The organism is Leclercia sp. GLN_9 (assembly GCF_043105735.1).
Taxonomy (GTDB): Bacteria; Pseudomonadota; Gammaproteobacteria; order Enterobacterales; family Enterobacteriaceae; genus Enterobacter; species Enterobacter adecarboxylatus.
This window is the reverse complement of the sequence record NZ_JBICLV010000015.1, coordinates 94,858-117,430: the sequence shown is the minus strand read 5'-3', so window position 1 is coordinate 117,430 and position 22,573 is coordinate 94,858. Positions and strand designations below refer to the sequence as shown.

General features: G+C 52.2%; 22 protein-coding genes, 1 tRNA gene and 1 pseudogene. 14 read left to right on the top strand and 10 right to left on the bottom strand.

Features of this window, described 5'->3' with window-relative positions; translation table 11 throughout:
* Positions 1-37: 37 nt before the first annotated feature.
* Positions 38-2,356, bottom strand: a complete 2,319-nt coding sequence (yicI, locus tag ACF8PE_RS09450) for an alpha-xylosidase (RefSeq protein WP_392494799.1) — start codon at positions 2,354-2,356, stop codon at positions 38-40.
* A gap of 12 nt (positions 2,357-2,368) precedes the next feature.
* Positions 2,369-3,763: a glycoside-pentoside-hexuronide family transporter gene (locus ACF8PE_RS09445; protein WP_059309018.1), complete on the bottom strand. Its 1,395-nt coding sequence runs from the start codon at positions 3,761-3,763 to the stop codon at positions 2,369-2,371.
* 280 nt (positions 3,764-4,043) lie between these two features.
* On the opposite strand from ACF8PE_RS09445, the gene ACF8PE_RS09440 reads away from it, so the two are divergent.
* From ACF8PE_RS09440 to ACF8PE_RS09420, 5 genes and pseudogenes are all read left to right on the top strand, one after another.
* Positions 4,044-4,138: transfer RNA gene (locus tag ACF8PE_RS09440), tRNA-Sec, on the top strand.
* A 213-nt stretch (positions 4,139-4,351) separates the two neighbouring features.
* Positions 4,352-5,475, top strand: a pseudogene (locus ACF8PE_RS09435) (tyrosine-type recombinase/integrase).
* A 231-nt stretch (positions 5,476-5,706) separates the two neighbouring features.
* Positions 5,707-6,201, top strand: coding sequence for a GNAT family N-acetyltransferase (locus ACF8PE_RS09430; RefSeq protein ID WP_392494798.1), 495 nt, complete (start codon positions 5,707-5,709; stop codon positions 6,199-6,201).
* On the top strand, positions 6,198-7,073 hold the full coding sequence (locus ACF8PE_RS09425) for an ImmA/IrrE family metallo-endopeptidase (protein ID WP_392494797.1): 876 nt from the start codon (positions 6,198-6,200) through the stop codon (positions 7,071-7,073). The genes ACF8PE_RS09430 and ACF8PE_RS09425 overlap by 4 nt, the downstream gene beginning before the upstream one ends.
* Positions 7,073-8,176 (top strand): hypothetical protein, encoded by a 1,104-nt coding sequence (locus ACF8PE_RS09420; protein WP_392494796.1) that lies wholly within the window; start codon positions 7,073-7,075, stop codon positions 8,174-8,176. The genes ACF8PE_RS09425 and ACF8PE_RS09420 overlap by 1 nt, the downstream gene beginning before the upstream one ends.
* On the opposite strand, the gene ACF8PE_RS09415 is transcribed toward ACF8PE_RS09420, so the two are convergent.
* Complete coding sequence (locus ACF8PE_RS09415) at positions 8,146-8,724, bottom strand: sce7726 family protein (protein ID WP_392494795.1); 579 nt, start codon at positions 8,722-8,724, stop codon at positions 8,146-8,148. The two genes, ACF8PE_RS09420 and ACF8PE_RS09415, sit on opposite strands and share 31 nt — an antisense overlap.
* Positions 8,725-9,085: 361 nt before the next feature.
* Between ACF8PE_RS09415 and ACF8PE_RS09410 the strand changes: the two genes are divergently transcribed.
* Positions 9,086-9,259: a hypothetical protein gene (locus ACF8PE_RS09410; protein ID WP_392494794.1), complete on the top strand. Its 174-nt coding sequence runs from the start codon at positions 9,086-9,088 to the stop codon at positions 9,257-9,259.
* A gap of 136 nt (positions 9,260-9,395) precedes the next feature.
* On the opposite strand, the gene ACF8PE_RS09405 is transcribed toward ACF8PE_RS09410, so the two are convergent.
* The 3 genes from ACF8PE_RS09405 to ACF8PE_RS09395 all read right to left on the bottom strand — a co-directional run bounded on the left by ACF8PE_RS09405 (position 9,396) and on the right by ACF8PE_RS09395 (position 11,719).
* On the bottom strand, positions 9,396-9,833 hold the full coding sequence (locus ACF8PE_RS09405; RefSeq protein WP_103793379.1) for an acetyltransferase: 438 nt from the start codon (positions 9,831-9,833) through the stop codon (positions 9,396-9,398).
* Between the two features lie 287 nt (positions 9,834-10,120).
* Complete coding sequence (locus ACF8PE_RS09400; protein WP_392494793.1) at positions 10,121-11,119, bottom strand: class I SAM-dependent methyltransferase; 999 nt, start codon at positions 11,117-11,119, stop codon at positions 10,121-10,123.
* A gap of 75 nt (positions 11,120-11,194) precedes the next feature.
* Positions 11,195-11,719: a lipocalin family protein gene (locus tag ACF8PE_RS09395; RefSeq protein WP_032615660.1), complete on the bottom strand. Its 525-nt coding sequence runs from the start codon at positions 11,717-11,719 to the stop codon at positions 11,195-11,197.
* Positions 11,720-11,834: 115 nt separating this feature from the next.
* On the opposite strand from ACF8PE_RS09395, the gene ACF8PE_RS09390 reads away from it, so the two are divergent.
* From ACF8PE_RS09390 to ACF8PE_RS09375, 4 genes are all read left to right on the top strand, one after another.
* The gene (locus ACF8PE_RS09390; protein WP_032615658.1) at positions 11,835-12,560 is read left to right on the top strand and encodes a MerR family transcriptional regulator; all 726 of its coding nucleotides are present in this window, start codon (positions 11,835-11,837) and stop codon (positions 12,558-12,560) included.
* Between the two features lie 99 nt (positions 12,561-12,659).
* Positions 12,660-13,088, top strand: a complete 429-nt coding sequence (uraH, locus tag ACF8PE_RS09385) for a hydroxyisourate hydrolase (RefSeq protein ID WP_392494792.1) — start codon at positions 12,660-12,662, stop codon at positions 13,086-13,088.
* A gap of 102 nt (positions 13,089-13,190) precedes the next feature.
* Positions 13,191-14,150: a DUF523 and DUF1722 domain-containing protein gene (locus ACF8PE_RS09380; RefSeq protein WP_032615654.1), complete on the top strand. Its 960-nt coding sequence runs from the start codon at positions 13,191-13,193 to the stop codon at positions 14,148-14,150.
* 143 nt (positions 14,151-14,293) lie between these two features.
* Positions 14,294-15,382: an AAA family ATPase gene (locus ACF8PE_RS09375; RefSeq protein WP_059309027.1), complete on the top strand. Its 1,089-nt coding sequence runs from the start codon at positions 14,294-14,296 to the stop codon at positions 15,380-15,382.
* A gap of 34 nt (positions 15,383-15,416) precedes the next feature.
* Here ACF8PE_RS09375 and nlpA read toward each other — a convergent pair whose 3' ends face one another.
* Both nlpA and ACF8PE_RS09365 read right to left on the bottom strand, forming a co-directional pair.
* Positions 15,417-16,220 (bottom strand): lipoprotein NlpA, encoded by an 804-nt coding sequence (gene nlpA, locus ACF8PE_RS09370; RefSeq protein WP_059309028.1) that lies wholly within the window; start codon positions 16,218-16,220, stop codon positions 15,417-15,419.
* A gap of 139 nt (positions 16,221-16,359) precedes the next feature.
* On the bottom strand, positions 16,360-17,859 hold the full coding sequence (locus ACF8PE_RS09365; protein WP_032615648.1) for an MDR family MFS transporter: 1,500 nt from the start codon (positions 17,857-17,859) through the stop codon (positions 16,360-16,362).
* A 78-nt stretch (positions 17,860-17,937) separates the two neighbouring features.
* Here ACF8PE_RS09365 and ACF8PE_RS09360 point away from each other — a divergent pair, with 78 nt between their 5' ends.
* Positions 17,938-18,597: a TetR/AcrR family transcriptional regulator gene (locus ACF8PE_RS09360; protein ID WP_032615646.1), complete on the top strand. Its 660-nt coding sequence runs from the start codon at positions 17,938-17,940 to the stop codon at positions 18,595-18,597.
* Here ACF8PE_RS09360 and ACF8PE_RS09355 read toward each other — a convergent pair.
* Positions 18,594-19,013, bottom strand: coding sequence for a GNAT family N-acetyltransferase (locus tag ACF8PE_RS09355; RefSeq protein WP_392494791.1), 420 nt, complete (start codon positions 19,011-19,013; stop codon positions 18,594-18,596). The two genes, ACF8PE_RS09360 and ACF8PE_RS09355, sit on opposite strands and share 4 nt — an antisense overlap.
* Before the next feature lie 321 nt (positions 19,014-19,334).
* Here ACF8PE_RS09355 and ACF8PE_RS09350 point away from each other — a divergent pair, with 321 nt between their 5' ends.
* Complete coding sequence (locus tag ACF8PE_RS09350; RefSeq protein ID WP_032615642.1) at positions 19,335-19,631, top strand: YicS family protein; 297 nt, start codon at positions 19,335-19,337, stop codon at positions 19,629-19,631.
* 37 nt (positions 19,632-19,668) lie between these two features.
* Here the strand turns inward: ACF8PE_RS09350 and ACF8PE_RS09345 are convergent, their stop codons facing one another.
* Positions 19,669-20,616, bottom strand: a complete 948-nt coding sequence (locus ACF8PE_RS09345; protein WP_032615640.1) for a LacI family DNA-binding transcriptional regulator — start codon at positions 20,614-20,616, stop codon at positions 19,669-19,671.
* Positions 20,617-20,910: 294 nt separating this feature from the next.
* Between ACF8PE_RS09345 and ACF8PE_RS09340 the strand changes: the two genes are divergently transcribed.
* Both ACF8PE_RS09340 and ACF8PE_RS09335 read left to right on the top strand, forming a co-directional pair.
* Positions 20,911-21,225: a PTS sugar transporter subunit IIB gene (locus ACF8PE_RS09340; protein ID WP_032615638.1), complete on the top strand. Its 315-nt coding sequence runs from the start codon at positions 20,911-20,913 to the stop codon at positions 21,223-21,225.
* Between the two features lie 12 nt (positions 21,226-21,237).
* Complete coding sequence (locus tag ACF8PE_RS09335) at positions 21,238-22,563, top strand: PTS sugar transporter subunit IIC (protein WP_032615636.1); 1,326 nt, start codon at positions 21,238-21,240, stop codon at positions 22,561-22,563.
* Positions 22,564-22,573: the final 10 nt, after the last annotated feature.

Genomic DNA, 22,573 nt, shown 5'->3' with positions numbered 1-22,573 from the left:
CCCTCTCCCCTGTGGGAGAGGGTTAGGGTGAAGGGTCTCAGAGGTGAATCACCACCTCGTCCCCCTCTGCTTTCATCACCACGCCCCACTCGCTGCCCGCATGTGACGCACCTTTCACGCCGCTAACACGGTGCACATTGCGCAAACAGACCGACCAGTCACGCGCCTCGCCGTTTCCTTTCAGGGTCAGGGTGTCGCCGCTGCGCGTTGCGGTCAGGGTGAAGGCGACAGCACCGTTCGCCGCGGAGACTTCGCTCACCGCCGTGGCGCCATCGTCCAGGTTAAACAGCTGGAAGGCCGTTCCCTCATTCCAGGCATAGTCCGGCTTCTGGTCGTTATTGCCCAGCGCCAGCAGGGTGTTGTTGCGCACGTAGACCGGCAGGCTTCGGAAGTCGTGCTGCTGTTTATGCCAGCGACTGCCCTGGATTTCGTCGTTGTGCCACAGGTGCGTCCAGCGCCCTTCCGGCAGGTAGAACTGCACATCCCCCGCCTCGCTGAACACCGGTGCCACCAGCACCGAATCCCCCAGCATGTACTGGCGGTCGAGATAATCGCAGGCCGGATCGTCCGGGAACTCGAGCATCATCGCCCGCAGCATCGGCGTGCCAGACTCGCGCGCCAGTGCCGCCTGGCGATAGAGGTACGGCATCATCCGGCATTTCAGCTGGGTGAAGTGACGCACCACGTCGCAGGATTCGTCATCGTAAGCCCATGGCACGCGGTAGGATTTGCTGCCGTGCAGGCGGCTATGGCTGGAGAGCAGCCCGAACGCACACCAGCGTTTGTAGACGTGCGCCGGAGCGGTGTTTTCGAACCCGCCGATATCGTGGCTCCAGAATCCGAACCCGGACAGGCCAATCGACAGCCCGCCGCGCAGGCTTTCGGCCATCGACTCGTAGTTGGCGTAGCAGTCGCCGCCCCAGTGCACCGGGAACTGTTGCGCACCCACCGAGGCCGAACGGGCAAACAGCACCGCCTCCTCTTCGCCTACTGTCTCTTTCAGCACGTTCCACACCAGCTCGTTATAGATATAGGCGTAGTGGTTGTGCATCTTCTGCGGATCGGAGCCGTCGAACCACTGCACGTCGGTCGGAATGCGCTCGCCAAAGTCGGTCTTGAAGCAGTCAACGCCGATATCCACCAGGCCTTTCAGCTTGTCGGCATACCACTGGCAGGCTTCCGGGTTGGTAAAGTCGTAGATCGCCAGCCCCGGCTGCCATTTATCCCACTGCCATAGCGAGCCGTCCGGGCGTTTCAACAGATAGCCCTTCTCTTTCAGCTCCCTGAAGATTGGCGATTTCTGGCCGATGTACGGGTTGATCCACACGCAGACCTTCAGCCCTTTCTCCTTCAGACGGCGGATCATCCCTTCCGGGTCCGGGAAGGTCACCGGGTCCCACTCGAAGTCGCACCACTGGAAGGCCTTCATCCAGAAGCAGTCGAAGTGGAAGACGTGCAGCGGCAGGTCGCGCTCGGCCATGCCGTCGATAAAGCTGTTCACCGTCGCTTCGTCATAGTTAGTGGTAAACGAGGTGGTGAGCCACAGGCCAAACGACCACGCGGGCGGCAGCGCCGGGCGTCCGGTGAACTGCGTATAGCGGTTGAGCACCTCTTTTGGCGTTGGGCCGTCGATGACGAAATACTCCAGATACTCGCCCTCGACGCTGAACTGCACCTTCGACACCTTCTCGGAGCCGATTTCGAACGAGACGTTTTCCGGGTGGTTCACCAGCACGCCATAGCCACGGTTGGTGAGGTAGAACGGGATATTTTTGTACGACTGTTCGGTGCTGGTGCCGCCGTCGCGGTTCCAGGTTTCGACCGTCTGGCCGTTGCGCACCAGGGCGGTAAAACGCTCGCCCAGACCGTAGACGGTTTCGCCCACGCCCAGATCCAGCCGCTCGAACATGTAGTTGCGATCGCTGTTGCCATCCTGCACGTAGCCGTTGTTTTTCAGCTGACTGCCGGTGATGCGCTGCCCGTTCCTGAGGAAATCGAGCGCCCAGAACTCGCCTTTGGTGACGCGCACGCTGACGTTGCCGCTTTTCAGCTCGGCAAACCCGGCGTTGTTTTCAATCTGCACGTTAACGTCCTTCAGGACGTTGAGCGGATAGTGCGGGCCGTTATCCAGCGCACCCTGGAAGTGCTCGATGCGCACCCCGACAATCCCCTCCTGCGGCGAAAACAGGCGCACCGTGAACATCAGGGTGTCGAGCTGCCAGGTGCGCTCGCGCACGTCGCGCGGGGCGACATACACCACCAGGTCGTTGCCCTGCTGCTCCACATCGAATACCTGAACCGGATAGGTCACGTTCAGACCTGGTTGAATGAGCCAGTTTCCATCACTGATTTTCATACGTTCGTCCTCTTAGTTCTGTAATTCTTTGCTGACCGGCAGGGTGTTAAATTCCTGCTGATTACGACGCGCGCCCTGTGCCAGGTCGTCCATGATTTTCATCAGGAATGGCGTTTTCAGGCTGTAGTAGCGTTTGGCGATCACCGCGCTCAGCAGGTAGCACGCTGCCGGAACCAGAGTAAACAGGGCAATAATGATGCTGATGGTGGCGCTGTTCTGGGTTTTAGCTGCGGCATCGTAGCCGCCGCCTGCCAGCATCCAGCCAATCAATGCGCCACCCAGCGCCAGGCCCAGCTTGAGCACGAACAACGTGCCCGCAAAGCTGATGCCGGTGAGGCGTTTGCCGTTGGTCCACTCGCCGTAATCGACGGTATCGGACATCATTACCCACTGAATCGGGGTCACCAGCTGGTGCAGCACGCCAATCACAAAGATAAAGGCAAACATGGTGATGTTGGCCTGCATCGGCACGAAGAACATCGCCACGCTCGCTACCGCCAGCAGGGCGTTAGTCCACCAGAAGACGCTGACTTTGCACTTCCAGTCGGTGAGCGGTTTTGCCAGCGCGGAGCCAATCAGGTTGCCGACGCAGTAGGTGGTGAGGAAGGCGACGAACAGCGCCGGCGACCCCATGATCCAGGTGACGTAATACATCATCGCGCCGCCGCGCACACAGACCGCCAGAATATTGAGGATGGTGAGCAGGCCGACGATGCGCCACTGGTCGTTCTGCCAGATGTCGCGCAGATCTTCGCGCATGGAGGTGGTGGCAGGCGGCACCTGGATGCGCTCTTTGGTGGTGAAGAAGCAGAACGCCAGCATCATGAACGCCACCACCGACAGCACGGCGATGCCGCCCTGGAAGCCGAGCGCTTTATCCTCGCCGCCAATCAAATTCACCAGCGGCATCATCAGCACCGTGGAGAGCATGCCGCCCGCCGTCGCCAGCACAAAGCGCCAGGATTGCAGGGAGATGCGCTGTGTCGGGTCGTTAGTGATCACCCCGCCAAGCGCGCAGTAAGGGATATTGACCACGGTATAGAGCAGGGTCAGCAGGGTATAGGTGACGGCGGCGTAGATCATTTTGCCGTTCAGGCTGAGGTCTGGCGTGGTGTAGGCCAGCACGCAGACCAGGCCAAACGGGATGGCACCGAACAGGATCCACGGACGGAACTTACCCCAGCGGCTGCGGGTGCGGTCGGCAATCAGCCCCATGCAGGGGTCGGAGATGGCATCCAGCGCACGGGCCAGCAGGAACATGGTGCCGACGAACCCGGCGGGGATACCGAAGATATCGGTATAGAAAAACATCATGTACAACATAACGTTATCGAAAATGATGTGACTTGCGGCGTCACCCATGCCGTAACCAATTTTCTCTTTGACAGACAAAACTTCGCTTTTCATTGTTATTCCTTCACGCGTAGGGGCGCTGAGACCGATTACATGTTTTGTAAACCATCCCCTACTCGTCAGGTATTGCGTTTTCTGGTTACGTTTTTACGATTCTTGTTTTTTGTGATCGCGGTAAAAGTGCGAAGGAAATCGTAACATGAGGATTTTCTTAAGATTTAAGTTGAAGAGGTAACACAGGTCAAAAAAGGGGTGAAATAAGTGTGCGAAAAGATGGGGTAAATGTTTGAAAGTAGCTATAATGCGCCCCGCCTCCATGTAGCAATCGAGGCGCGGAAGATCGTCATCTCCGGTGAGGTGGCTGGACTTCAAATCCAGTTGGGGACGCCAGCGTTCCCGGGCAGGTTCGACTCCTGTGATCTTCCGCCAAAGTTCCTCCGCACCCATCCAAGCAAGTCCTAGAAACCCTTTATTTTCAATCATGATAACGGGTTAAACATCCGTAGCAGCCTGATAAGTTCTCCTCAAATCCATGAAAAATATATAGTGATGTGTATAGATTTTTATACCTATTTTTGGCTTATACATTTGGCACTTACAGATATACAAATCAAATGAGTAAGGTCTCAAGACAAGCCATACATATTGAACAATAGGTAAGGCTTGTCATCGTTTATCAACCCCGATGGCTCGAAGGGCTAGCGTTTCCGTTTCCTCTTTGCCGGGAAAGTGCGGTTAATCTCATTTGGTAGTTACGATTTGGTAAGCCTTGCAGAAGCCCGTGAGAAACGTGACACCGCCCGTAGGCAAGTTGCTAGTGGCATTGACCCCGTTGAGAAACGGAAAGCTCAAAAGATGGCATTGCAACTCTCAACAGAGAACTTATTCGAAGCCATATGTAGGAAATGGCAAGCCAACAAAGCGGACCGCTGGACAGCGGCCTACAGCGAAGAAATTATTAAGATATTCGAGCAAGATGTGTTCCCGTTCATTAGCAAACGTTCTATCAGTGAAAACAAACCTTTAGAATTGCTTGAAGTGTTACGACGAATAGAGAAACGTGAAACTCTGGAGAAAACCAGAAAAGTGCGACAAAGGTGCGGTAAGGTCTATCGCTATGCAATTATAACTGGCCGTGCTGAATACAACCCTGCGCCTGATTTAGCCATCGCTCTGACCGTTCCGAAGCAGAAGCACTATCTTTTTCTATTTGCTGAAGAGTTGCCTCATTTCGTTAGAGACCTTGAAGCCTATACCGGCAGCATCATCACGAAAAATGCTACTAAAATAGTCATGCTAACCGGTTTAAGAACTCAGGAAATGCGCTTTGCTACATGGGATGAAGTCAACCTTGAGAAAGGTATATGAGAAATACCAGCCTAAAGGATGAAAATGCGTAGGCCACACATCGTTCTGTTGTCTACTCAGATAGTTTGCCTCTTTGAACAATTCAAACTTATCATCGGTCATTACCCATACATTTTTATTGGTAAGAATTACCGTAGCAAGCCGATCTCAAAAGAAAGTGTGTCACAATTAACTGAGTTACTTAGTTACAAAGGACGTGCTACAGATCACGGATTTAGGCATACAATATCGACAATATTGCATGAAAAAGGGTTTGATAGCGCATGGAGTGAATTGCAGATTGCTCATGTAGAGAAGAATAGTATTCGTGATACCTACAATCATGCGCAATACTATTTGCAGCGAAAGAAATGATACAATGGTACTCTTGTAACTTATATCCAATAAGTAAAAGTTAATCGGTTGTTACGCACAATGTAAAGTGCGTATATCTGGGGTATGGATATGAATATTGATATAAATCAGTTAGTTAAGCTTGGGATTATTCCAGCTCCTGATGATGAAGTCGTGATTGAACAAGGCAATCTTATAAGTAACAATAACACCGAAGATCCCTATTCAGTATTATTTGGCTGGAGCCTTCCCAATGCTATTGTTTGCGATCAGGCATGGAAGGAGTACCGTTTAAAATGCTCGCCTACCTTAAAGATGAATGCGACGATGAAGAACGGGATGAATATTTATCTAAAATTCAAACAGAAGATTTTCATTGGAACTGGTTTAATAAATCGACCTGCTATAACACTGAGGAATATAAATGGTTCTTCTTAAAAAGTGGTGACAGCGTTGAAGCAGCTTGTTTAATATTTTTCCCTAAAAAAAGCGCATTAAACGACAATAGCATTTTTTATGTTGAGTTTATTGCTGTAGCTCCATGGAATAGATTTACCCCTCTTGAAAAAAAACGTTATAATGGAGTCGGGAAAAAATTATTACAAGCAGTTATAAAATACTCCGCAGCCACACTAGGCTATACATATGGTTTCTGTTTACATTCTTTACCCCAAGCACAAGGATTTTACGAGCATATTGGTATGATTCATATCGACGCGCTTGATAAATCACCATTGCAGTATTATGAAATTGATGATAATAATTCTATGAGATTTGCGGGGGTTCTGTGAAAGATAATATTGATGATATTGATTTCTCTTTCGGTAAATATTCTTCTACATCGTTTCACCAAGAATACGATAATTTCTTGCGATTCAGTGATTACGTCGAATCATTGCCAATAGAAGTAAAACGCTCAAAAAAAATCACGGGTAGCCAAAAAAATTATAAAAACATTTCCACCCTTTTTTCATCATTCTGCAATTCTGATGCAAAGAACACGACTTTGTTTAGGAGAGGGGCCTCGTGTGATGATAGTCTCATAAATTCTTGGTTATCATTTGTTTATGAAAAAGAATCGTTTATTTGCTCAATGTTAAATGTGCCGCAATATACTCCGATTACGAGCGATGTTTTAAGCGAGTTCACAAAAAATAGTATTGATGCCAATTTTCCACTAGCTGCACCTAAAGCTCTACTTGAGCTTGGTATAATTTTAGTATATGAAGAATCTATTCCGTCGGCAAAGGTAGATGGTGTTGTTTATGTTAACGATTATGGAAATCCCGTTATAGGTATGAGTCTCCGCTTTAGTAGGATTGACAACTACTGGTTTACTTTAATGCATGAATTATCTCATGTATTATTACATTACAATCAGTTAGGTTCTCCAATCATTGATGATACTGAAAGAGAGTTTGACCCTGAGGATTTAGTTGAAGCTCAGGCAGACAGAATGGCTTTAGATTTATTAATACCAAGAAGTATGTGGCGAGGATGTGCAGCTAAACGCTCGCTTAGAGAAGATGATCTCTTTTCATTTTCTCAGGAAGTTGAAATACATCCAGCAATAGTTGCCGGCAGAATAAGAAAGGAAACAGGGAGCTATAAAGTTTTCTCTAAGATTGTTAACCAAATTAATGTCAGGGAGATGATATTTTAATGTATAACTACACACCTTTTCTGAAGTTAAAAGTTAGTGAAATAAGTGCACTTAAAGAACTTGGTGCAAATAAAAAGAATAATCTTATTCCTTTTTTTGATTTTCCTCGAAAAAAACCGAAAAAAAGCCGTTACTCCGGAGAGAAGAAAACTGATAAAAATCAATTATTTGCTAATGATTTAGATAGACTTGAAGCAAAATTCAATAGTTCTTTGAAATGGATAAACGAATTTTATCTAGATAACTATGATGTCGAAGATGAAATATCTTTAGGGAATAAATATCACTATTACGACATAATTAGTAATTTTTCAAAGTTTGGAATGATTCCTGTTGTTGCCCTCGACAGAAATCCACATCACCTTTTATCCGTTATTCATGGTTTTGAAAATGGCTTTTTTAAATATAAAAAAGTCGCACTTCGATTAACAAAAGATTATTTCTGCAATTATTCCCTTTTTAAAGAAGAGATAGATGAACTTCTTGAAACATTAGAGTCTTACATTGATTCATTTGATATAATATTTGATTGTAGGGTTTGCAAGGAAGGTGATGCTGATAAACTTTCAAAGCAAATACTGAATTTTGTGTCAAACCTAAAATTTAATTCTAAGTATAATAAGTTACATAAAGTAATTACCACTGGATCAATGATCCCGTCCTCAATAAGTGAATTGCTGGAAACTCAGGCTGAACTGGATATTACCCGAGAAGAAATAAAAATTTATAATACTGTCTTTGAAAGTTATAAATCAGATTATAAATTAGTGTTTGGTGACTATGGATGTGTAAGCCCCGAATACTCTGATATAGAATTGTTTGATGAAGATATGCAAAATGTGACTACTGCAAAGGTAATATATCCTTACCATGACCGTCTTTTTATTAAGAGGGGAGGGCGAGTAAAAAGTGATAAGCATCAATACAACGAGTTTGCTGAGTATATTGTCTCCAGAAGTGGATTTTATAGAGGCAAGGAATATTCTTCGGGTGATTTATATTTATTCCAGAAAGCAAATTATGAAGGTAAGTCTGTTACGGCTGCTTCAATAGTTAAGCCTCTAGTAAATCTTCATTTATCATATATGATTCTTGAGCGATGAAGCAATTGATCACTGATTTCGCTGCTTACACTAAGTTTGTCAAGATGACCTGAGATTCGCAGCGAAATAGTATCTCTGTTTTTGTCTTTACTTAAAATAGAGATGTTTTCTTTAGTCAAAATTTCGAGCATTTCACTTTTCCATAGCGTACTTAAAGCAACTGTCGGATTGAATCCTGCATTTGCTTTTGTTTTTCGTGCATATGTTAATTTTATCTGACCTTTATCAATTCGAGCAATCAAAATACCCCAATGACTAGGCGCGAGAGACAGAGCTTTTAGTTTATGTTTTTCAGTAGTGAGTAATGTGATTTTTCTAAAAGAAAGATCATATGATACACCTTGCCTTAAGGCTCTTTCTATTTTGTCATTGTCGCCTTTAATTTCGAAGCAATGTAAGTCCTTATAAATAGCTACCACATCTGCAATCGCAAGTCCGTTATTAACGGAAAGTTCTTCTATTATTTTTCTTGGTTTCATAGGCTTACGAAAAAGCCAGTCTTTCAGCGCCCCCCTTAACTCTTTATCATTTAATACAAGATTGTTCATTTTATTACCTTTAATATTTTTTGTGTATTATAATTTATTATCTTCTTTTTTCAATATTACGTTACTTTTCATTGAGTAACATCTTTCTCATTTCTCAAGTCCTTGTAACTTCCTATAATCATAAGGAAAATAGGGGAGGTGTACTAGTCTGTCTACACTTGAGCGAATACAACGTACTGATTTGTTTAGTGCAGGGTTAATTTTCCTGCATGTGCCGCGCGCAATGCCCTCCCCTAAACGTCTACCCGCTTAATGAGGCGCTTATAATGTAGATGCATGAACGGTCTTAGGGCGCGCCACTGCTAATATTGGCGGGAGGTTCGGTGTCGTTAAAACACATGCAAAATCATGCACCTTATGTATGCATGGCTTTTCGCAAAAAGACGGATTTGATACCGGGGATAAGGTCACGGTGAAAGTCATGGACAGCTGTATCGTGGTGATGGCGCACAACCCGTATGAGAAGTCGCTGCTCGCGGAGTTAACGCTGGCGCAGCAGAAACTGAAAGGCATTGAAGGGGCGCTGGCATCATAAGCAGGGATTAAACCAGGTGCGACATGTTCCCCCTCACCCCACCCCTCTCCCCAAAGAGGAGAGGGAGTTGATCGTTCCAGTGTTTTTTTGTGGTGCTCCCTCAGTTCTCAGTGAGAGGGGGCAGAATGTGCGGCCATCAACCCCCATACCGCATATGCAATAACGGAAACGGATTGCCCTGCCCGTCCAGTTCCGACCGCCCGATCTGCACAAACCCCCTATGCTGATAAAACCCCACCCCCTGCGGGTTTTGCTCGTTAACGTCCACCTCGTTAGCACCGAAATGGTCAATGGCGTACCTCAGCAACAACGAGCCAACGCCTTTTCCCCGGCTTGCATCATCAACAAACAGCATTTCAATGCGGTTCTCATCCACACCCAAAAAGCCGTGAATAGCGCCCGTTTCATCCCGGGCAATCACAACGTTTAAATTCGGCAAATATGCATTGAGCAGGAGTGGGCGTAAGGCCGCAATATCACTCTCCTGCAAAAAGTGGTGGGTAGCACGAACGGATGATTCCCAGATCGCGACAAGACGTTCAAAGTATGAAGGGACTGCGGGTTCGATTTTCATAAAGCGATCATCGTTAAATACCGGAGCGATATCAAGCGTAGCCATTGCACTGATAAACAAGGACGATACACGTAATGACAGACCATTCTATTAACGGCTCATTTTCCCTGCCCGAAAACATTAATTTGCGTACGCTGAATGAATTGATAGCGTCCTGTTCACCAGAAAGCCAACAGCGCATCAAAATAGCCGCCGATAAGTTAATCCAGGAAACGCGCCAGCAAATTCTGCGCGACGCGTTGAAAAGGTCGTAGCGCTTTTTCCCCTCTCCCAACGGGAGAGGGAACCTAAGCCCGCACCTCCATCACCGCATACACCCCGTCTTTCGGCACAATCACCGTGACGTTTTCCGCCGGGATACCTGCCGCGAGATGAATATCCTGCAATTGCTGCAACGTGCGCGGGAAGATAGGTGTCCAGCCAATACAGCGCAGGGCGAAATCAATCTGCGGGCTGCTGGTCAGCATGTTCGAGATAATCAGCGCCCCGCCGGGTTTAAGCAGGCGCAGGACATGTTTCAGGAAAATCACCGCGTCGGTGTCGTTGAAATATTCGAAGATCCCCAGCGCATCCACCAGCTCGACGTTGCCTTCACCCAGCTCCTGGATCAGTTTATCGCTGCGGATAAGACCCTCGATCAGATCGCGCGGCAGTATCGTCACCTGCTCACCGACCTTCAGCCCTTCGGCGGCGGCCATTTTCTCTGCCCAGCGCAGGGAGACGGGATCGTAATCCACCAGGGTTAAATGCACTTTTTGCCCGTCCAGTTGGGCACCACGCAGCGCCTCCAGCACCGGCACGGCGGCACCGCTGGCCAGGCTGACCCACACGTTGTCGATATCGTTACCCAGATACTGTGCCGCCAGCACGGAGAGCACCTTCGCGCGGGAACGGATGCCGATCGCATCGTTGGCGTGGATAAACCACTGGCGGCTGCGGCTGTCCATTCGCGTGCCGTCGGGGAGATGATCATCCAGCGGGTTCTGGATGGCGTACAGGGCCAGGGCGGTAGGCACCAGCCGGGTACGCCAGGCGACAACCGCCGGGCGTGACGCAAACGCCTTTTCAGACCAGTGATGCTGGCATTTAATCGTCTTCCCGCCGCTGGCATCCTTTTCGATGAGCGGCGGCATCAGCTGCGGGTCTGCTTTTAAGGCCCGATCAACGGCGTTCAGCTCACGCGTCACCTCGTCTTTCATCGGCCAGTTGTCGCTGACATCGGGAAACGACGCGCTGTAGATGGTCATGGAGGTCGGCGCGGTGCCGCGAAAGGGTTGCCAGTGCATATGTCATCTCCCGTGTGCCCATGACGCAAGTCTATTCTCTTGCCCGCGCATTACCCCAGGAAGAAAGCACGATCTTTAATGTCTGACCCATACCAGCTCATCCACCCGGAAGCCCAGGCTGCGCGCGGTATTAAGGTAATCCTGTTTCACCGCGTCCGGGATGGTTGGCGTGCGCGACAGGATCCACAGATAGTCGCGATCCGGGCCGCTGACCAGCGCGTACTGGTAATCATCATCCAGCTTGATCACGTTATAACCGCCGTAGAACGGGCCGAAGAACGACACCTTCAGCGCCGCGGTGGTTGGCGCGCCGGTGTAGTAGGCTTTACCCTCGCTCTCATTCCACTTGCGTTTCAGGGGGTCGTATCCGCGGTTAAGCACGCTGATCCCGCCGTCGCTGCGCTTGCCGTAGGTGGCGGTCACCTTCTCCAGACCGCGTTCGAAGCGGTTTTCCAGACGGGCGACTTCGTACCATTTACCCAGATAGCGGCTGGCATCAAAGCCCGTAATCGGCTGTACACCTTTCGGTGGCGTAGGGGATTTGCAGGCTACCAGGGTCAACGCAATGGCGACACCGGTCACAACGGGCCATAGTTTCATGATAACTCCTGTCATTTTGCACGGTTGGAATTAAAGTGTAGTGCAGCGCTCTGGCGCTTCATCCCATGGGAAAATATTCGTAGAATATTGAGATTAATCCTCTTCGGACGCAGACATGGCTTACTCCATTGGCGAATTCGCCAGACTCAGTGGCATCACTCCTACCACGCTGCGGGCGTGGCAGCGTCGCTACGGTTTACTCAAGCCGCTGCGCACCGAGGGCGGCCATCGCCAGTACAGCGACGAGGATGTCCAGCAGGCATTAAAAATCCTCGACTGGGTGAAAAAAGGCGTGCCCATCGGCCAGGTAAAGCCGCTGCTGGAACGCCCTGTTCCCAGCCGTACCAACAACTGGCAGACGCTGCAACAGAACATGCTGGAACGTTTGCAGGCGGGCAGAATCGAATCCCTGCGCCAGATGATCTACGATGCCGGTCGTGAGTACCCGCGCCCGGCGCTGGTCGTGAACGTGTTACGCCCGCTGCGCAGCCTGGTGTCGGCCAACGTTCCCGCCGCCATGACCCTGCGCGAAATCCTTGATGGCATTATCATCTCCTACACCTCGTTTTGCCTTGAAGCCGATAAAAAAGCGCCGGGCGATAACCTCCTGATTAGCGGCTGGCACCTGAACGACCCGTGCGAGATCTGGCTCGAAGCCTTAGCGCGTACCGGCCAGGGCCACCGTATCAACCTCCTGCCCATTCCCCCTGCCGCACTGGCACCGGAAATCTTCCCCGACCGCCAATGGCTGCTGGTCACCAGCGCTAAACTCACCGCCGCGCGCCGAAAACAGGTGGAACAGTGGCAACAGCAGGTTGCCCTTGAGGTGATTATCCTCTGATTATTTTGTCCTGCGGGAATGTTCACGAAAAGTTGAATATTTTCCCGCGCGGCAAATGCTAACGTTTTCCTGTGACTTATCACTCCACAGGAAAAGATGATGAAAAAAACTGCCCCTCTGCTGTTGCTGGCCTCTATGGCCTTTGCCCCTGTCGCCTTTAGCGCCCCTGTCGCCTTTAGCGCCCCTGTTGGCACCCTGAGCGTGCATATCCTTGATCAGCAAACCGGCACGCCGCCACCGGGCGTGACCGTCACGCTGGAAAAGCAGCAGCAGGATAAATGGACCCCGCTGGCCAGCGGCAAAACCGACCAGGATGGCCGCATCAAGTCGCTCTATCCGGCGGATCAGGATATGCAGCCAGGCGTCTATAAAGTGACCTTCAAAACGGCAGAGTACTTCCACGGCAACAAGCTGGAGTCGTTCTTCCCGGAGATCCCGGTGCTGTTTACCGTCACCCGCACCAACGAAAAGCTGCACATTCCACTGCTGCTCAGCCAGTACGGTTATTCGACTTACAAAGGCAGCTAAAAGCTATTGATATCGTTAAACAATAAAAAATAACTCCGCCAATACTTGGACAAAATAATCATTTTGTGTAACTTTTATAGAGAGACTCTGGAGGTGCACATCATGACAACGAAACCTGTACTGGGTATTAGCGGATGTTTGACCGGCTCCGCCGTTCGCTTCGACGGCGGGCATAAGCGTATGGGCTTTGTCATGGATGAGCTGGCTGAGTGGGTTAACTTCCGGCCTGTTTGCCCGGAAATGGCGATCGGCCTGCCGACGCCCCGTCCGGCACTGCGTCTGACGAAGACCACCAGCGGTGAGATCCAGATGCGGTTCAGCAAAGCACCTCATGAAGATGTCACCCAAAAAATGGCCGATTTTGCGGCAGGTTATGTGCCGAAAATGGGCGATCTCTGCGGCTTTATCGTCTGCGCGAAATCCCCAAGCTGCGGCATGGAGCGCGTGCGTCTGTATGACGAAAAAGGCAATGCGGGCCAAAAGGAGGGTGTCGGGCTGTTCACCGCTGCCCTGCTTGAAAAATGGCCCTGGCTGCCGGTGGAAGAAGATGGACGCCTGCACGACCCCGTGCTGCGGGAAAACTTTGTTGAGCGGGTTTTTGCTCTGCATGAGCTGAATACGCTGCGGGCAAACGGCCTGACGCGCCACGCGCTGCTCGACTTCCATAGCCGTTACAAACTCCAGCTGCTGGCACACCATCAGGCGGGCTACCGCGAAATTGGCCCCTTCGTCGCCTCGCTGCACGAGTGGGACGATCTGGAAGCCTTCTTCGAGGCGTACCGCGAAAAACTGATGGCGATCCTCAGGAAACCCGCCTCACGGAAAAACCACACCAACGTGCTGATGCATATTCAGGGCTATTTCCGTAACCAGCTGAACAGCCGCCAGCGCGGCGAACTGCGCGATGTGATCCTGCATTACCGTGACGGATTACTGCCTATTCTCGCCCCGCTGACGCTCCTGAAACACTATCTGGCCGAATACCCTGACCGGTATCTGATGACGCAAAATTATTTTGATCCCTATCCAGATGACCTGGGTTTACGTCTGGCCGTGATCTGAATTCAAACGCGAGGCCCCATTGACCCTGAAAGGCCCGAAGCACTACCCCGTTTAGACGACACCTCACTGTCGTCTTTTTTTTTGCACTTTGCCTGAAACACTGTAACTTTGTACAGGTTTAGTCCGCAAAATTGGGTTCGCTTATGATCACTACCCTGCATATCCAAAACTACCGCTCGATTCGCGATCTCTCCCTGGAGCTGGAGCAGCTCAATATCGTTTTCGGCCCGAATGGCACCGGAAAATCCAATATTTACAAGGCGATCCACCTGATGCACAGCGCCGCACAGGGGCAATTCTCCCAGGCGCTGGCCAATGAGGGCGGGATTTTAAAGGTCTTCTGGGCGGGCAAAACCCGCAGCGATCAGCTGCGACGCATGAACCTCGCAGTAGAAACCGAGACTTACGAATATGAGCTTCAGGTGGGCTTTGTCGAAAAACTGCCTTATCCCTCGCAGTTCCAGCTCGATCCGGTGATCAAAGAGGAGTCCATCTGGCTGAGCGGTCAGCACCGACGCCCGTCGTCACAGCTGATGAAGCGCAAGAATCAGGCCGTGTTTCTCAATAATGTGCACCACGAAAAAGTGACCCACAGCGGCACGCTTTACGAGAACGAATCGGTGTTCGGACAGCTGGGTGAACCGCACCTCTACCCGGAGGTGTCGCAAATGCGTGAGTCCCTGCGTAACTGGCGCTTTTATCATGAGTTTTCGGTCGCAACCGGCTCGGCGATGCGTGCGCCGCAGGTGGGGTTCCGCTCCCCGGTGCTGGCCAGCGACGGCGCAAACCTGGCCGCGGCCTTTCAGACCATTGTTGAGATTGGCGACGAGATGCTGCTGATGCGTATTCTCGACCAGGCTTTTCCTGGCTGCGTGTTTTACAGCGACAATACCGGCGGGCGTTTTCGCATGATGATGCAGCGCGAAGGCTTAAGCAGACCGCTGGAGCCTGCGGAGTTCTCCGACGGCACGCTGCGTTTTTTGTGTCTGGCGGTGGCACTGTTAAGCCCGCGTCCGCCCGCGTTTATCGCGCTCAACGAACCGGAAAACAGCCTGCATCCGCAGATGCTGCCCGCGCTGGCGAGCCTGATCGCGGAGGCCAGCCGTTACTCGCAGATCTGGCTCACCAGCCACTCGCCAGAGCTGGCAAGGTTGATTGAAAAGCACCGCGCATTTTCGCTGTATCAGCTGTCGATGGTGGAGGGAGAGACGAAGATGGAGAAGCTGGGATAGCTGGAGTAAATGCGGGGCGCGCCCCGCATGCCTGCTATTCCCAACCCGGCACTGCCCCACCGTTGAAGATCGTCTCTGCCGCCTTCGCCACTTCTGGCGACTGATACGCCTGAACAAATTCCTTCACGTTTTCGGCATCTTTATTGTCTTCCCGCGCCACCACGATGTTCACGTACGGCGAGTTTTTATCTTCGATAAAGACGCTGTCATGCACCGGTGACAGCCCGGTTTGCTGGAGATAGGTGGTACTGATAATCGCCACATCCACTTTCGGATCGTCCAGCACGCGCGGCAACTGCGCCCCTTCCAGCTCCATGATGTTCAGCTTTTTCGGGTTAGCGGTGATATCCAGCGATGTCGGCAGCAAGCCCACGTCCGGTTTCAGGGTGATCAGCTTTTCGTTTTGCAGCAACAGCAGCGCGCGGCCCAGGTTGGTCGGGTCATTGGGAATGGCGACAGTTGCGCCGTCCTTCAGCTCGGTCACGGATTTGATCTTGCGGGAATAGCCCGCCATCGGGAAGACAAAAGTGTTGCCGACGGCCACCAGCTTGTAGCCGTGTGCTTTGTTATCTTCCGCCAGGAACGGGCGATGCTGGAAGACGTTGGCGTCCAGCTCCCCGTGACTGGTGGCATCGTTCGGCAGCAGCGAGCCGCTAAAGCCCACCAGCTCGACATCAAGACCGAATTTCTCTTTCGCCACTTTTTTGGCGACTTCCGCCACGTCCTGCTCGGCACCGTTAATCACGCCGACTTTAATGTGTTTAGCATCGCTGCCGTTTTGGTCACAGCCCGCCAGCAGCAGGCCAGCGAGAAGAAGCGCACCCAATCGAAGTTTCACCCGTCATATCCTTTTGATAACTGTTTTCCCGACTATATCGGCAACGCAGCGGCAGGCTAAAAAACGAAATGGCATCAGTAAGAAGGATAAGTTATATGCGGGTAGTGCCCGGTAAGCGTCGCGCCACCGGGCATGGGTATCAGGCCTGTTTCTTCCGTAACGGCGTTTCGCGCAAAAACCACGACAGCGCAAACGCCAGCACCATAATCCCTGCCGCCATCAGGAACACCGCATGAATGGCGGAGCCGAAGGCATCCAGATAGTTCAGGCGCAGGGCGTCAGGCAGATGGTGAATGGCGGCGGGGTTCATCTCCCGCGGCAGCTCGGTGCCCTCGGGTATCCGCGCCATCAGGCCCGACTGCAACACGTGAGTGAAGACCGCGCCAAACAGCGCCACGCCAATCGCCCCACCAATAGAGCGGAACAGCGTCACGCCGGAGGTCGCCACACCATACTGATCCGCAGACACGCTGTTCTGCACCGCCAGCACCAGCACCTGCATCACCAGACCCAGCCCCGCCCCCAGCACGCCGGTAAAGAGGTACAACTGCCAGACCGGTGAATCAATGGTGATCCGCGTCAGCAACGCCATGCCGATCACACCCAACAGGGTGCCAAGGATCGGGAACAGGCGGTATTTCCCGGTGCGGCTGATAATGCGACCGCTGATAATCGAGGTCAGCAGCAGTCCACCCATTAACGGGATCAGCTGTAACCCGGCCTCGGTCGGGGTGGCGTCTTTGACAATCTGCAGATAGAGCGGCAGGAACGTCACCGAGCCAAACAGCGACATGCCGATGATAAAGCCAATCAGACTGCACAGCAGGAAGCTACGATCCCGGAAGAGCGACAGCGGAATAATCGGCTCCCACGCCAGACGCTCCTCATAGATAAACCCGGCGATGCCCGTCAGGCCAAAGGCCAGAATGCACCACAGCTGCGGGTCGCTCCACTCGCGTACCGTGCCCCCTTCGCTGGTAAACAGGATAATGCACAGCAGCGCCATGCTGAGGTAAATCGCCCCCAGATAGTCGATCTCATGTTTATTACGCTTCGCACTGCCGTGGAATACCGCGCCGATCACCAGCAGGGCAAACAGCCCCAGCGGCAGGTTGATGTAAAAGATCCAGCGCCAGGAGGCGTGCTGCACCAGAAAACCACCGACCAGCGGGCCGATCACCGTCGCCAGACCAAAAACCCCGCCGAACAGCCCCTGATAGCGGCCACGATCGGCAGGCGGGATGACATCAGCCACCGCCGCCATGCTGATCACCATCAGCCCGCCGCCGCCTAACCCCTGTAAAGCGCGCATCAGCACCAGTTGGGTCATGTTCTGCGCCAGCCCGCACAGGGCGGAGCCAAGCAGAAACAAGACTATCGCGATTTGCAGTACGATTTTGCGGCCAAAGAGATCGCCAAACTTGCCGTACAGCGGCACCACGATAGTGGAACTCAGGATATACGCCGTCACCACCCAGGAGAGCTTATCCAGCCCGCCAAGCTCGCCCACAATGGTGGGCAACGCCGTGGAGACGATGGTCTGATCGAGGGCCGACAGCAGCATTACCAGCAAGAGCGCGCTGAACAGCAGCCGGACAGAAGGCGCGTTTTTGGTTTGCGTTGTCGATTCGGACGCCATAAAACACCGCTTGAAATTAATTAATTGGGTAATTAATATTTAATGAAGTTATGAATCAGGTCAAGGGATGCTCCGCGCATGTCAGCACATAAAGATAATTCTGAACCCAGGCCACAGGCCCGCCGCCCGGGGCGTCCGCGCGGAAGCAAACCCACCGCCACAAGCCGGGAACAATTGCTGGATATCGCGCTGGATCTCTTTTCGCGTCAGGGGATTGCCCGCACCTCCCTCAACGCCATTGCCAAAGAGGCGGGCGTGACGCCGGCGATGCTGCACTACTACTTCAACTCCCGGGAGCAACTGCTCGATGCCATGATCGAGGAGCGTTTTTTGCCGCTGCGCAGCGCCATTGGCGCACTGTTCAGCGCCCACCCGGACGATCCGGTGACCGCCCTGACGTTAATGGTGAAAAAGCTGGCCGATCTGGCCGTCGAACACCGCTGGTTCGCACCGCTGTGGATGCAGGAAGTGATCGGGGAAATGCCGGTGCTGCGGACGCATCTGCAGGCCCGGTTTGGTGATGAGAAATATCAGGCGACGCTGGAAACTATTGCCCGCTGGCAGCAGGAGGGGAAACTGAACCGCGACCTGGCACCCGAGCTGCTGTTTACCACCCTGTTAAGCCTGGTGCTGGTGCCCTTTTCACGGATGCGGAATGACGAGAGGTTACATACCCTCTCGCCTGACAGCATCGTGCGCCATGCGCTGGCGGTGATCGGTAGCGGTATTGGCGCTTAAAGCGCCTTCGACAGGTAATGGCGCTGTATGCCCGGGTAAGGAAAATCGTTCAGCGTCATTTCAAGCTTATAGCTCTGCTTTTCATAAAACGGACGCGCCTGGAAACTGAAGGTATCCACCAGCGCATGGCGGCACCCCTGACGTCGCGCTTCGCCTTCGGCGGCATCCATCAGTTGTCGTCCCAGCCCGCTGCCGCGCTTCTCGTCGCTGACCCACAGATATTTAATGTTCAGCCACTCGCCCTGGCGATTGCCGATAAGCCCGCCGCGCATTTTGCCGCCCTCATCGCGGGCATACACGGCGATATCATTCCCCACGCGGGAAAAATCAATAAACTGGCTGTTGTAGATCCGCAACTGCTGCAGTAACTCTTCTTGTTCTTGTTCGGTAATGGTGTCGGTAATACTCAGTTGCATATCATTCTCCCGTTACGTTGCTTCTCGACTATCCCACATTCTGCCGACGATAAAAACACCAAAATCTGGCGTAACGCGCGCTAAAAAATGTAAGTGCAATCAATGCCAAATTCCCTTTGCGAACATCATCACCTTTTGTGGCGTGACTGTCACCCGCCGTCACAAATTTTTCGTTTGCGCTTATCTGCCTGGTCAGTTCTGTGGCTACGCTTATTCATACCCTGGAGCAACTATTCGCAAAATTAATACTTTCGGCTGGGGTCGAAAACAGGGATGTAACGATATATTTCATAAACGTGTGTGGTTTTCCCGGAGGTTTCCATGAAGTCAGCGCACCTGTTTTGCCTGGTAGTCTGCTTGCTTTTTGCCGCCTTCGTTCATGCTCAGGAACTGAACGACCCGGTAAAATTAGAACAAATGAAACAGTCGGTTTTGAAGGATGTGAAGAAAGCCTGTGCCCCGCAACGCAAGCAAAGTGATAAAGAGTGGCAGGCGATGATCATGGCCTCGGAAGCCAATCAGATGCTGGTCAAAAATGCGGTCGTGGCGATGGAGCGGAACAACCAGGAGGGTTACTGGGATGCCGTGAGTCAGGTGGACTGCATGGAGGATTACTGATTACGCATTAAGGGGCCATACAGCCCCCTTAATTTTTTTATCGCCGCACGTCTGGAATAATCAAATCCCCACGCAGCACATACGAACCCAGCATCTGGGTCTTCTCATTCAGCCAGGTGACGATACGTGCCGCCATGGCATCCATCGAGTATTCAATCGCCGGGATGGTCGGAATGCCTGGCAGATGCAGCGATCCCGCCAGACTGAACACCATGATGTCGCCCGGTACTGACCTGTTGAACGCCTGCAGCTGCGGGATCACCCGCTGTGCTTCCTGTTCGTCGGCGACCAGTAAGGCATTGAAATTCAGTGTGCTGGCGTTGTTGAGCAGCTCCTGCAGGGCCACGGAGGATGACGTGGCTTCCATAAACACCAGGTTGCGATTAAACGGCAGGAAGTTCTTCTCCAGCCCATGCTTGTAGCCCAGCAGTACCTGATCGGCAAAGCCGCTGCCGTGCGGGTGGATCAGGGCAATCTGGCGTCGGCCCTGGCTGGCGAGGAAGTTACAGGCGGTTTCCGCGGCAAAAGCATGGTCGTACTGGATGCTGTTGACGTTGTTGGTTTCCATGCAGTCCACCAGGATGACATTCTCCTGATCGATGTGCAGCGGGAAACGGGCGCCGATAATCAGAATGTCATCGCATAATCCGCAGGAGAGTTCATCCAGCGCGCCCATGACTTCGGCTTTGGTGTTGGCGAAGCGAAGCAGCAGGTGCTTCTGGTGCTGGCTAAGGTGTTTTTCCAGCGCGTACAGGTAACCCGTGGTTTGATTAATGTTGTCCTGCGCGCAAATGACGCCGATACAGCCGGTAGACTGGCTCAGCAGCGACTGGGCAATGACATTTGGCCGATAGTTCAGCTCTTCCACCGCTTTTAGTACGGCCTGGCGGCTGGCTTCCTTTACGCCGCGCGATCCGCTCAACACCCGTGATACCGTGGCTTTGGACACCCCGGCCAGACGTGATACATCGTTGATTGTAGACATCTTTATCCCCTGACAGGTCGCTCCAGGCACCTGTAATTCCTGAATCCACTTCGGCTCATATTATAGCCACTGAGGAGTATATCTGTTTCCGTTTTCCATGGAAACCGATTTTCCGTTTCCACTCCATATGCTGCAAAAACAGTCAAAATACGTGACCTGAATCCGATAATAAGGCGCGATAAGTAAGGGATCTTGATGGCTGTCACACTTCTGTCTTATACCAATGGAAACCGGTTTCCATATGTTATCCAATCATCCCCGCAATAACTATTTACATTTTGAGGATGGTTGTCGATGTTCAAGATAATGCTGTGCTGTTCTGCCGGGATGTCCACCAGCCTGCTGGTTCGGAAAATGGTCGAAGCCGCGAACGAACGCGGTTTACCGGTCAAAATCGATGCGTACGGTGTTTCAGAATTTGATACACAGTTTCCGCAATACCAGGTGGTGCTTCTCGGACCCCAGGTCAAATACATGTTAAAAACGCTCTCAGACAAGGCTGCCACCCAGGGCATACCCGTACAGTCCATCGATACAATGGATTACGGTATGCAACGTGGCGATAAAGTGCTGGACTATGCTCTGTCGCTCATCGAAGCGGCACACTAAGAAGGTGTTCTCATGAGTTCGTTATATCAATCTATGGTTGCCGTCATTGAGCAGTCCATCGCGCCGCTGGCAGGCAAGCTGGGCCAGCAGAAGTACGTGATTGCCATCCGTGACGGCTTTACCGCCGCGCTGCCGTTTATGATCATCGGCTCGTTTATGTTGGTATTTATCTTCCCGCCGTTCTCCGCAGATACCACTAACAGCTTTGCCCGCGGCTGGCTCGATTTCTCTGAGACGTACCGCGAACAGCTGATGCTGCCATTTAACCTCAGCATGGGCGTGATGACGTTCTTCATCTCGGTAGGGATTGGTGCCAGTCTGGGCCGTCAGTTTAATCTCGACCCGGTGATGTCCGGCCTGCTGGCCTTTATGGCGTTCCTGCTGGTGGCCGCGCCGTATGCCGACGGTAAAATCTCTACTCAGTATCTGTCGGGCCAGGGGATCTTCACCGCGCTGATCACCTCCATCTATGCCACCCGCGTTTACGCCTGGCTGAAGGATCATAAAGTCACCATCCGTCTGCCGAAAGAAGTGCCCACCGGCGTGGCGCGCTCGTTTGAAATCCTGATCCCGGTCGTGGTGATCATCGGTACGCTGCACCCGCTGAACCTGTTTATCGAAGCGCAAACCGGGATGATCATTCCGCAGGCCATTATGCACCTGCTGGAGCCGCTGGTTTCTGCCTCTGACTCCCTGCCTGCCATTCTGCTCTCTGTGCTGCTGTGCCAGATCTTCTGGTTCGCCGGTATCCATGGTGCGCTGATTGTCACCGGCATCATGAACCCGTTCTGGATGGCTAACCTCTCTGCCAACCAGGCCGCACTGGCTGCCGGCGCTGCGCTGCCGCACGTCTATCTGCAGGGCTTCTGGGATCACTACCTGCTGATTGGTGGTGTGGGTTCTACCCTGCCGCTGGCCTTCCTGCTGCTGCGCAGCCGCGTAACCCACCTGCGTACCATCGGCAAAATGGGCGTGGTGCCAAGCTTCTTTAATATCAACGAACCTATTTTGTTCGGTGCGCCGATCATCATGAACCCGATGCTGTTTATTCCGTTCGTGTTCGTTCCGATGATCAACGCTTGTCTGGCGTATACCGCCACCAAACTCGGCTGGCTGGCACAGGTCGTCTCGCTGACGCCGTGGACCACTCCGGCGCCAATTGGTGCCTCCTGGGCGGCAAACTGGGCACTCAGTCCGGTGGTGATGTGCGTCATATGTATGGTGATGTCGGCGCTGATGTATTTACCGTTCCTGCGTGCTTATGAGCGTTCTTTGCTGAAAACCGAAGAACAAAAAGCGCAGGCAACCGTAGGTGCAGCAGAGACCGTCGGCAATTAAGTCAAAGAGG

Coding starts and splice junctions, on each gene's coding strand:
- yicI (WP_392494799.1), bottom strand. CDS start 2,356: ATGAAAATCAGTGATGGAAACTGGCTCATTCAACCAGGTCTGAACGTG.
- ACF8PE_RS09445 (WP_059309018.1), bottom strand. CDS start 3,763: ATGAAAAGCGAAGTTTTGTCTGTCAAAGAGAAAATTGGTTACGGCATG.
- ACF8PE_RS09430 (WP_392494798.1), top strand. CDS start 5,707: ATGCTCGCCTACCTTAAAGATGAATGCGACGATGAAGAACGGGATGAA.
- ACF8PE_RS09420 (WP_392494796.1), top strand. CDS start 7,073: ATGTATAACTACACACCTTTTCTGAAGTTAAAAGTTAGTGAAATAAGT.
- ACF8PE_RS09415 (WP_392494795.1), bottom strand. CDS start 8,724: ATGAACAATCTTGTATTAAATGATAAAGAGTTAAGGGGGGCGCTGAAA.
- ACF8PE_RS09410 (WP_392494794.1), top strand. CDS start 9,086: ATGCATGGCTTTTCGCAAAAAGACGGATTTGATACCGGGGATAAGGTC.
- ACF8PE_RS09405 (WP_103793379.1), bottom strand. CDS start 9,833: ATGAAAATCGAACCCGCAGTCCCTTCATACTTTGAACGTCTTGTCGCG.
- ACF8PE_RS09400 (WP_392494793.1), bottom strand. CDS start 11,119: ATGCACTGGCAACCCTTTCGCGGCACCGCGCCGACCTCCATGACCATC.
- ACF8PE_RS09395 (WP_032615660.1), bottom strand. CDS start 11,719: ATGAAACTATGGCCCGTTGTGACCGGTGTCGCCATTGCGTTGACCCTG.
- ACF8PE_RS09390 (WP_032615658.1), top strand. CDS start 11,835: ATGGCTTACTCCATTGGCGAATTCGCCAGACTCAGTGGCATCACTCCT.
- uraH (WP_392494792.1), top strand. CDS start 12,660: ATGAAAAAAACTGCCCCTCTGCTGTTGCTGGCCTCTATGGCCTTTGCC.
- ACF8PE_RS09380 (WP_032615654.1), top strand. CDS start 13,191: ATGACAACGAAACCTGTACTGGGTATTAGCGGATGTTTGACCGGCTCC.
- ACF8PE_RS09375 (WP_059309027.1), top strand. CDS start 14,294: ATGATCACTACCCTGCATATCCAAAACTACCGCTCGATTCGCGATCTC.
- ACF8PE_RS09365 (WP_032615648.1), bottom strand. CDS start 17,859: ATGGCGTCCGAATCGACAACGCAAACCAAAAACGCGCCTTCTGTCCGG.
- ACF8PE_RS09360 (WP_032615646.1), top strand. CDS start 17,938: ATGTCAGCACATAAAGATAATTCTGAACCCAGGCCACAGGCCCGCCGC.
- ACF8PE_RS09355 (WP_392494791.1), bottom strand. CDS start 19,013: ATGCAACTGAGTATTACCGACACCATTACCGAACAAGAACAAGAAGAG.
- ACF8PE_RS09350 (WP_032615642.1), top strand. CDS start 19,335: ATGAAGTCAGCGCACCTGTTTTGCCTGGTAGTCTGCTTGCTTTTTGCC.
- ACF8PE_RS09345 (WP_032615640.1), bottom strand. CDS start 20,616: ATGTCTACAATCAACGATGTATCACGTCTGGCCGGGGTGTCCAAAGCC.
- ACF8PE_RS09340 (WP_032615638.1), top strand. CDS start 20,911: ATGTTCAAGATAATGCTGTGCTGTTCTGCCGGGATGTCCACCAGCCTG.
- ACF8PE_RS09335 (WP_032615636.1), top strand. CDS start 21,238: ATGAGTTCGTTATATCAATCTATGGTTGCCGTCATTGAGCAGTCCATC.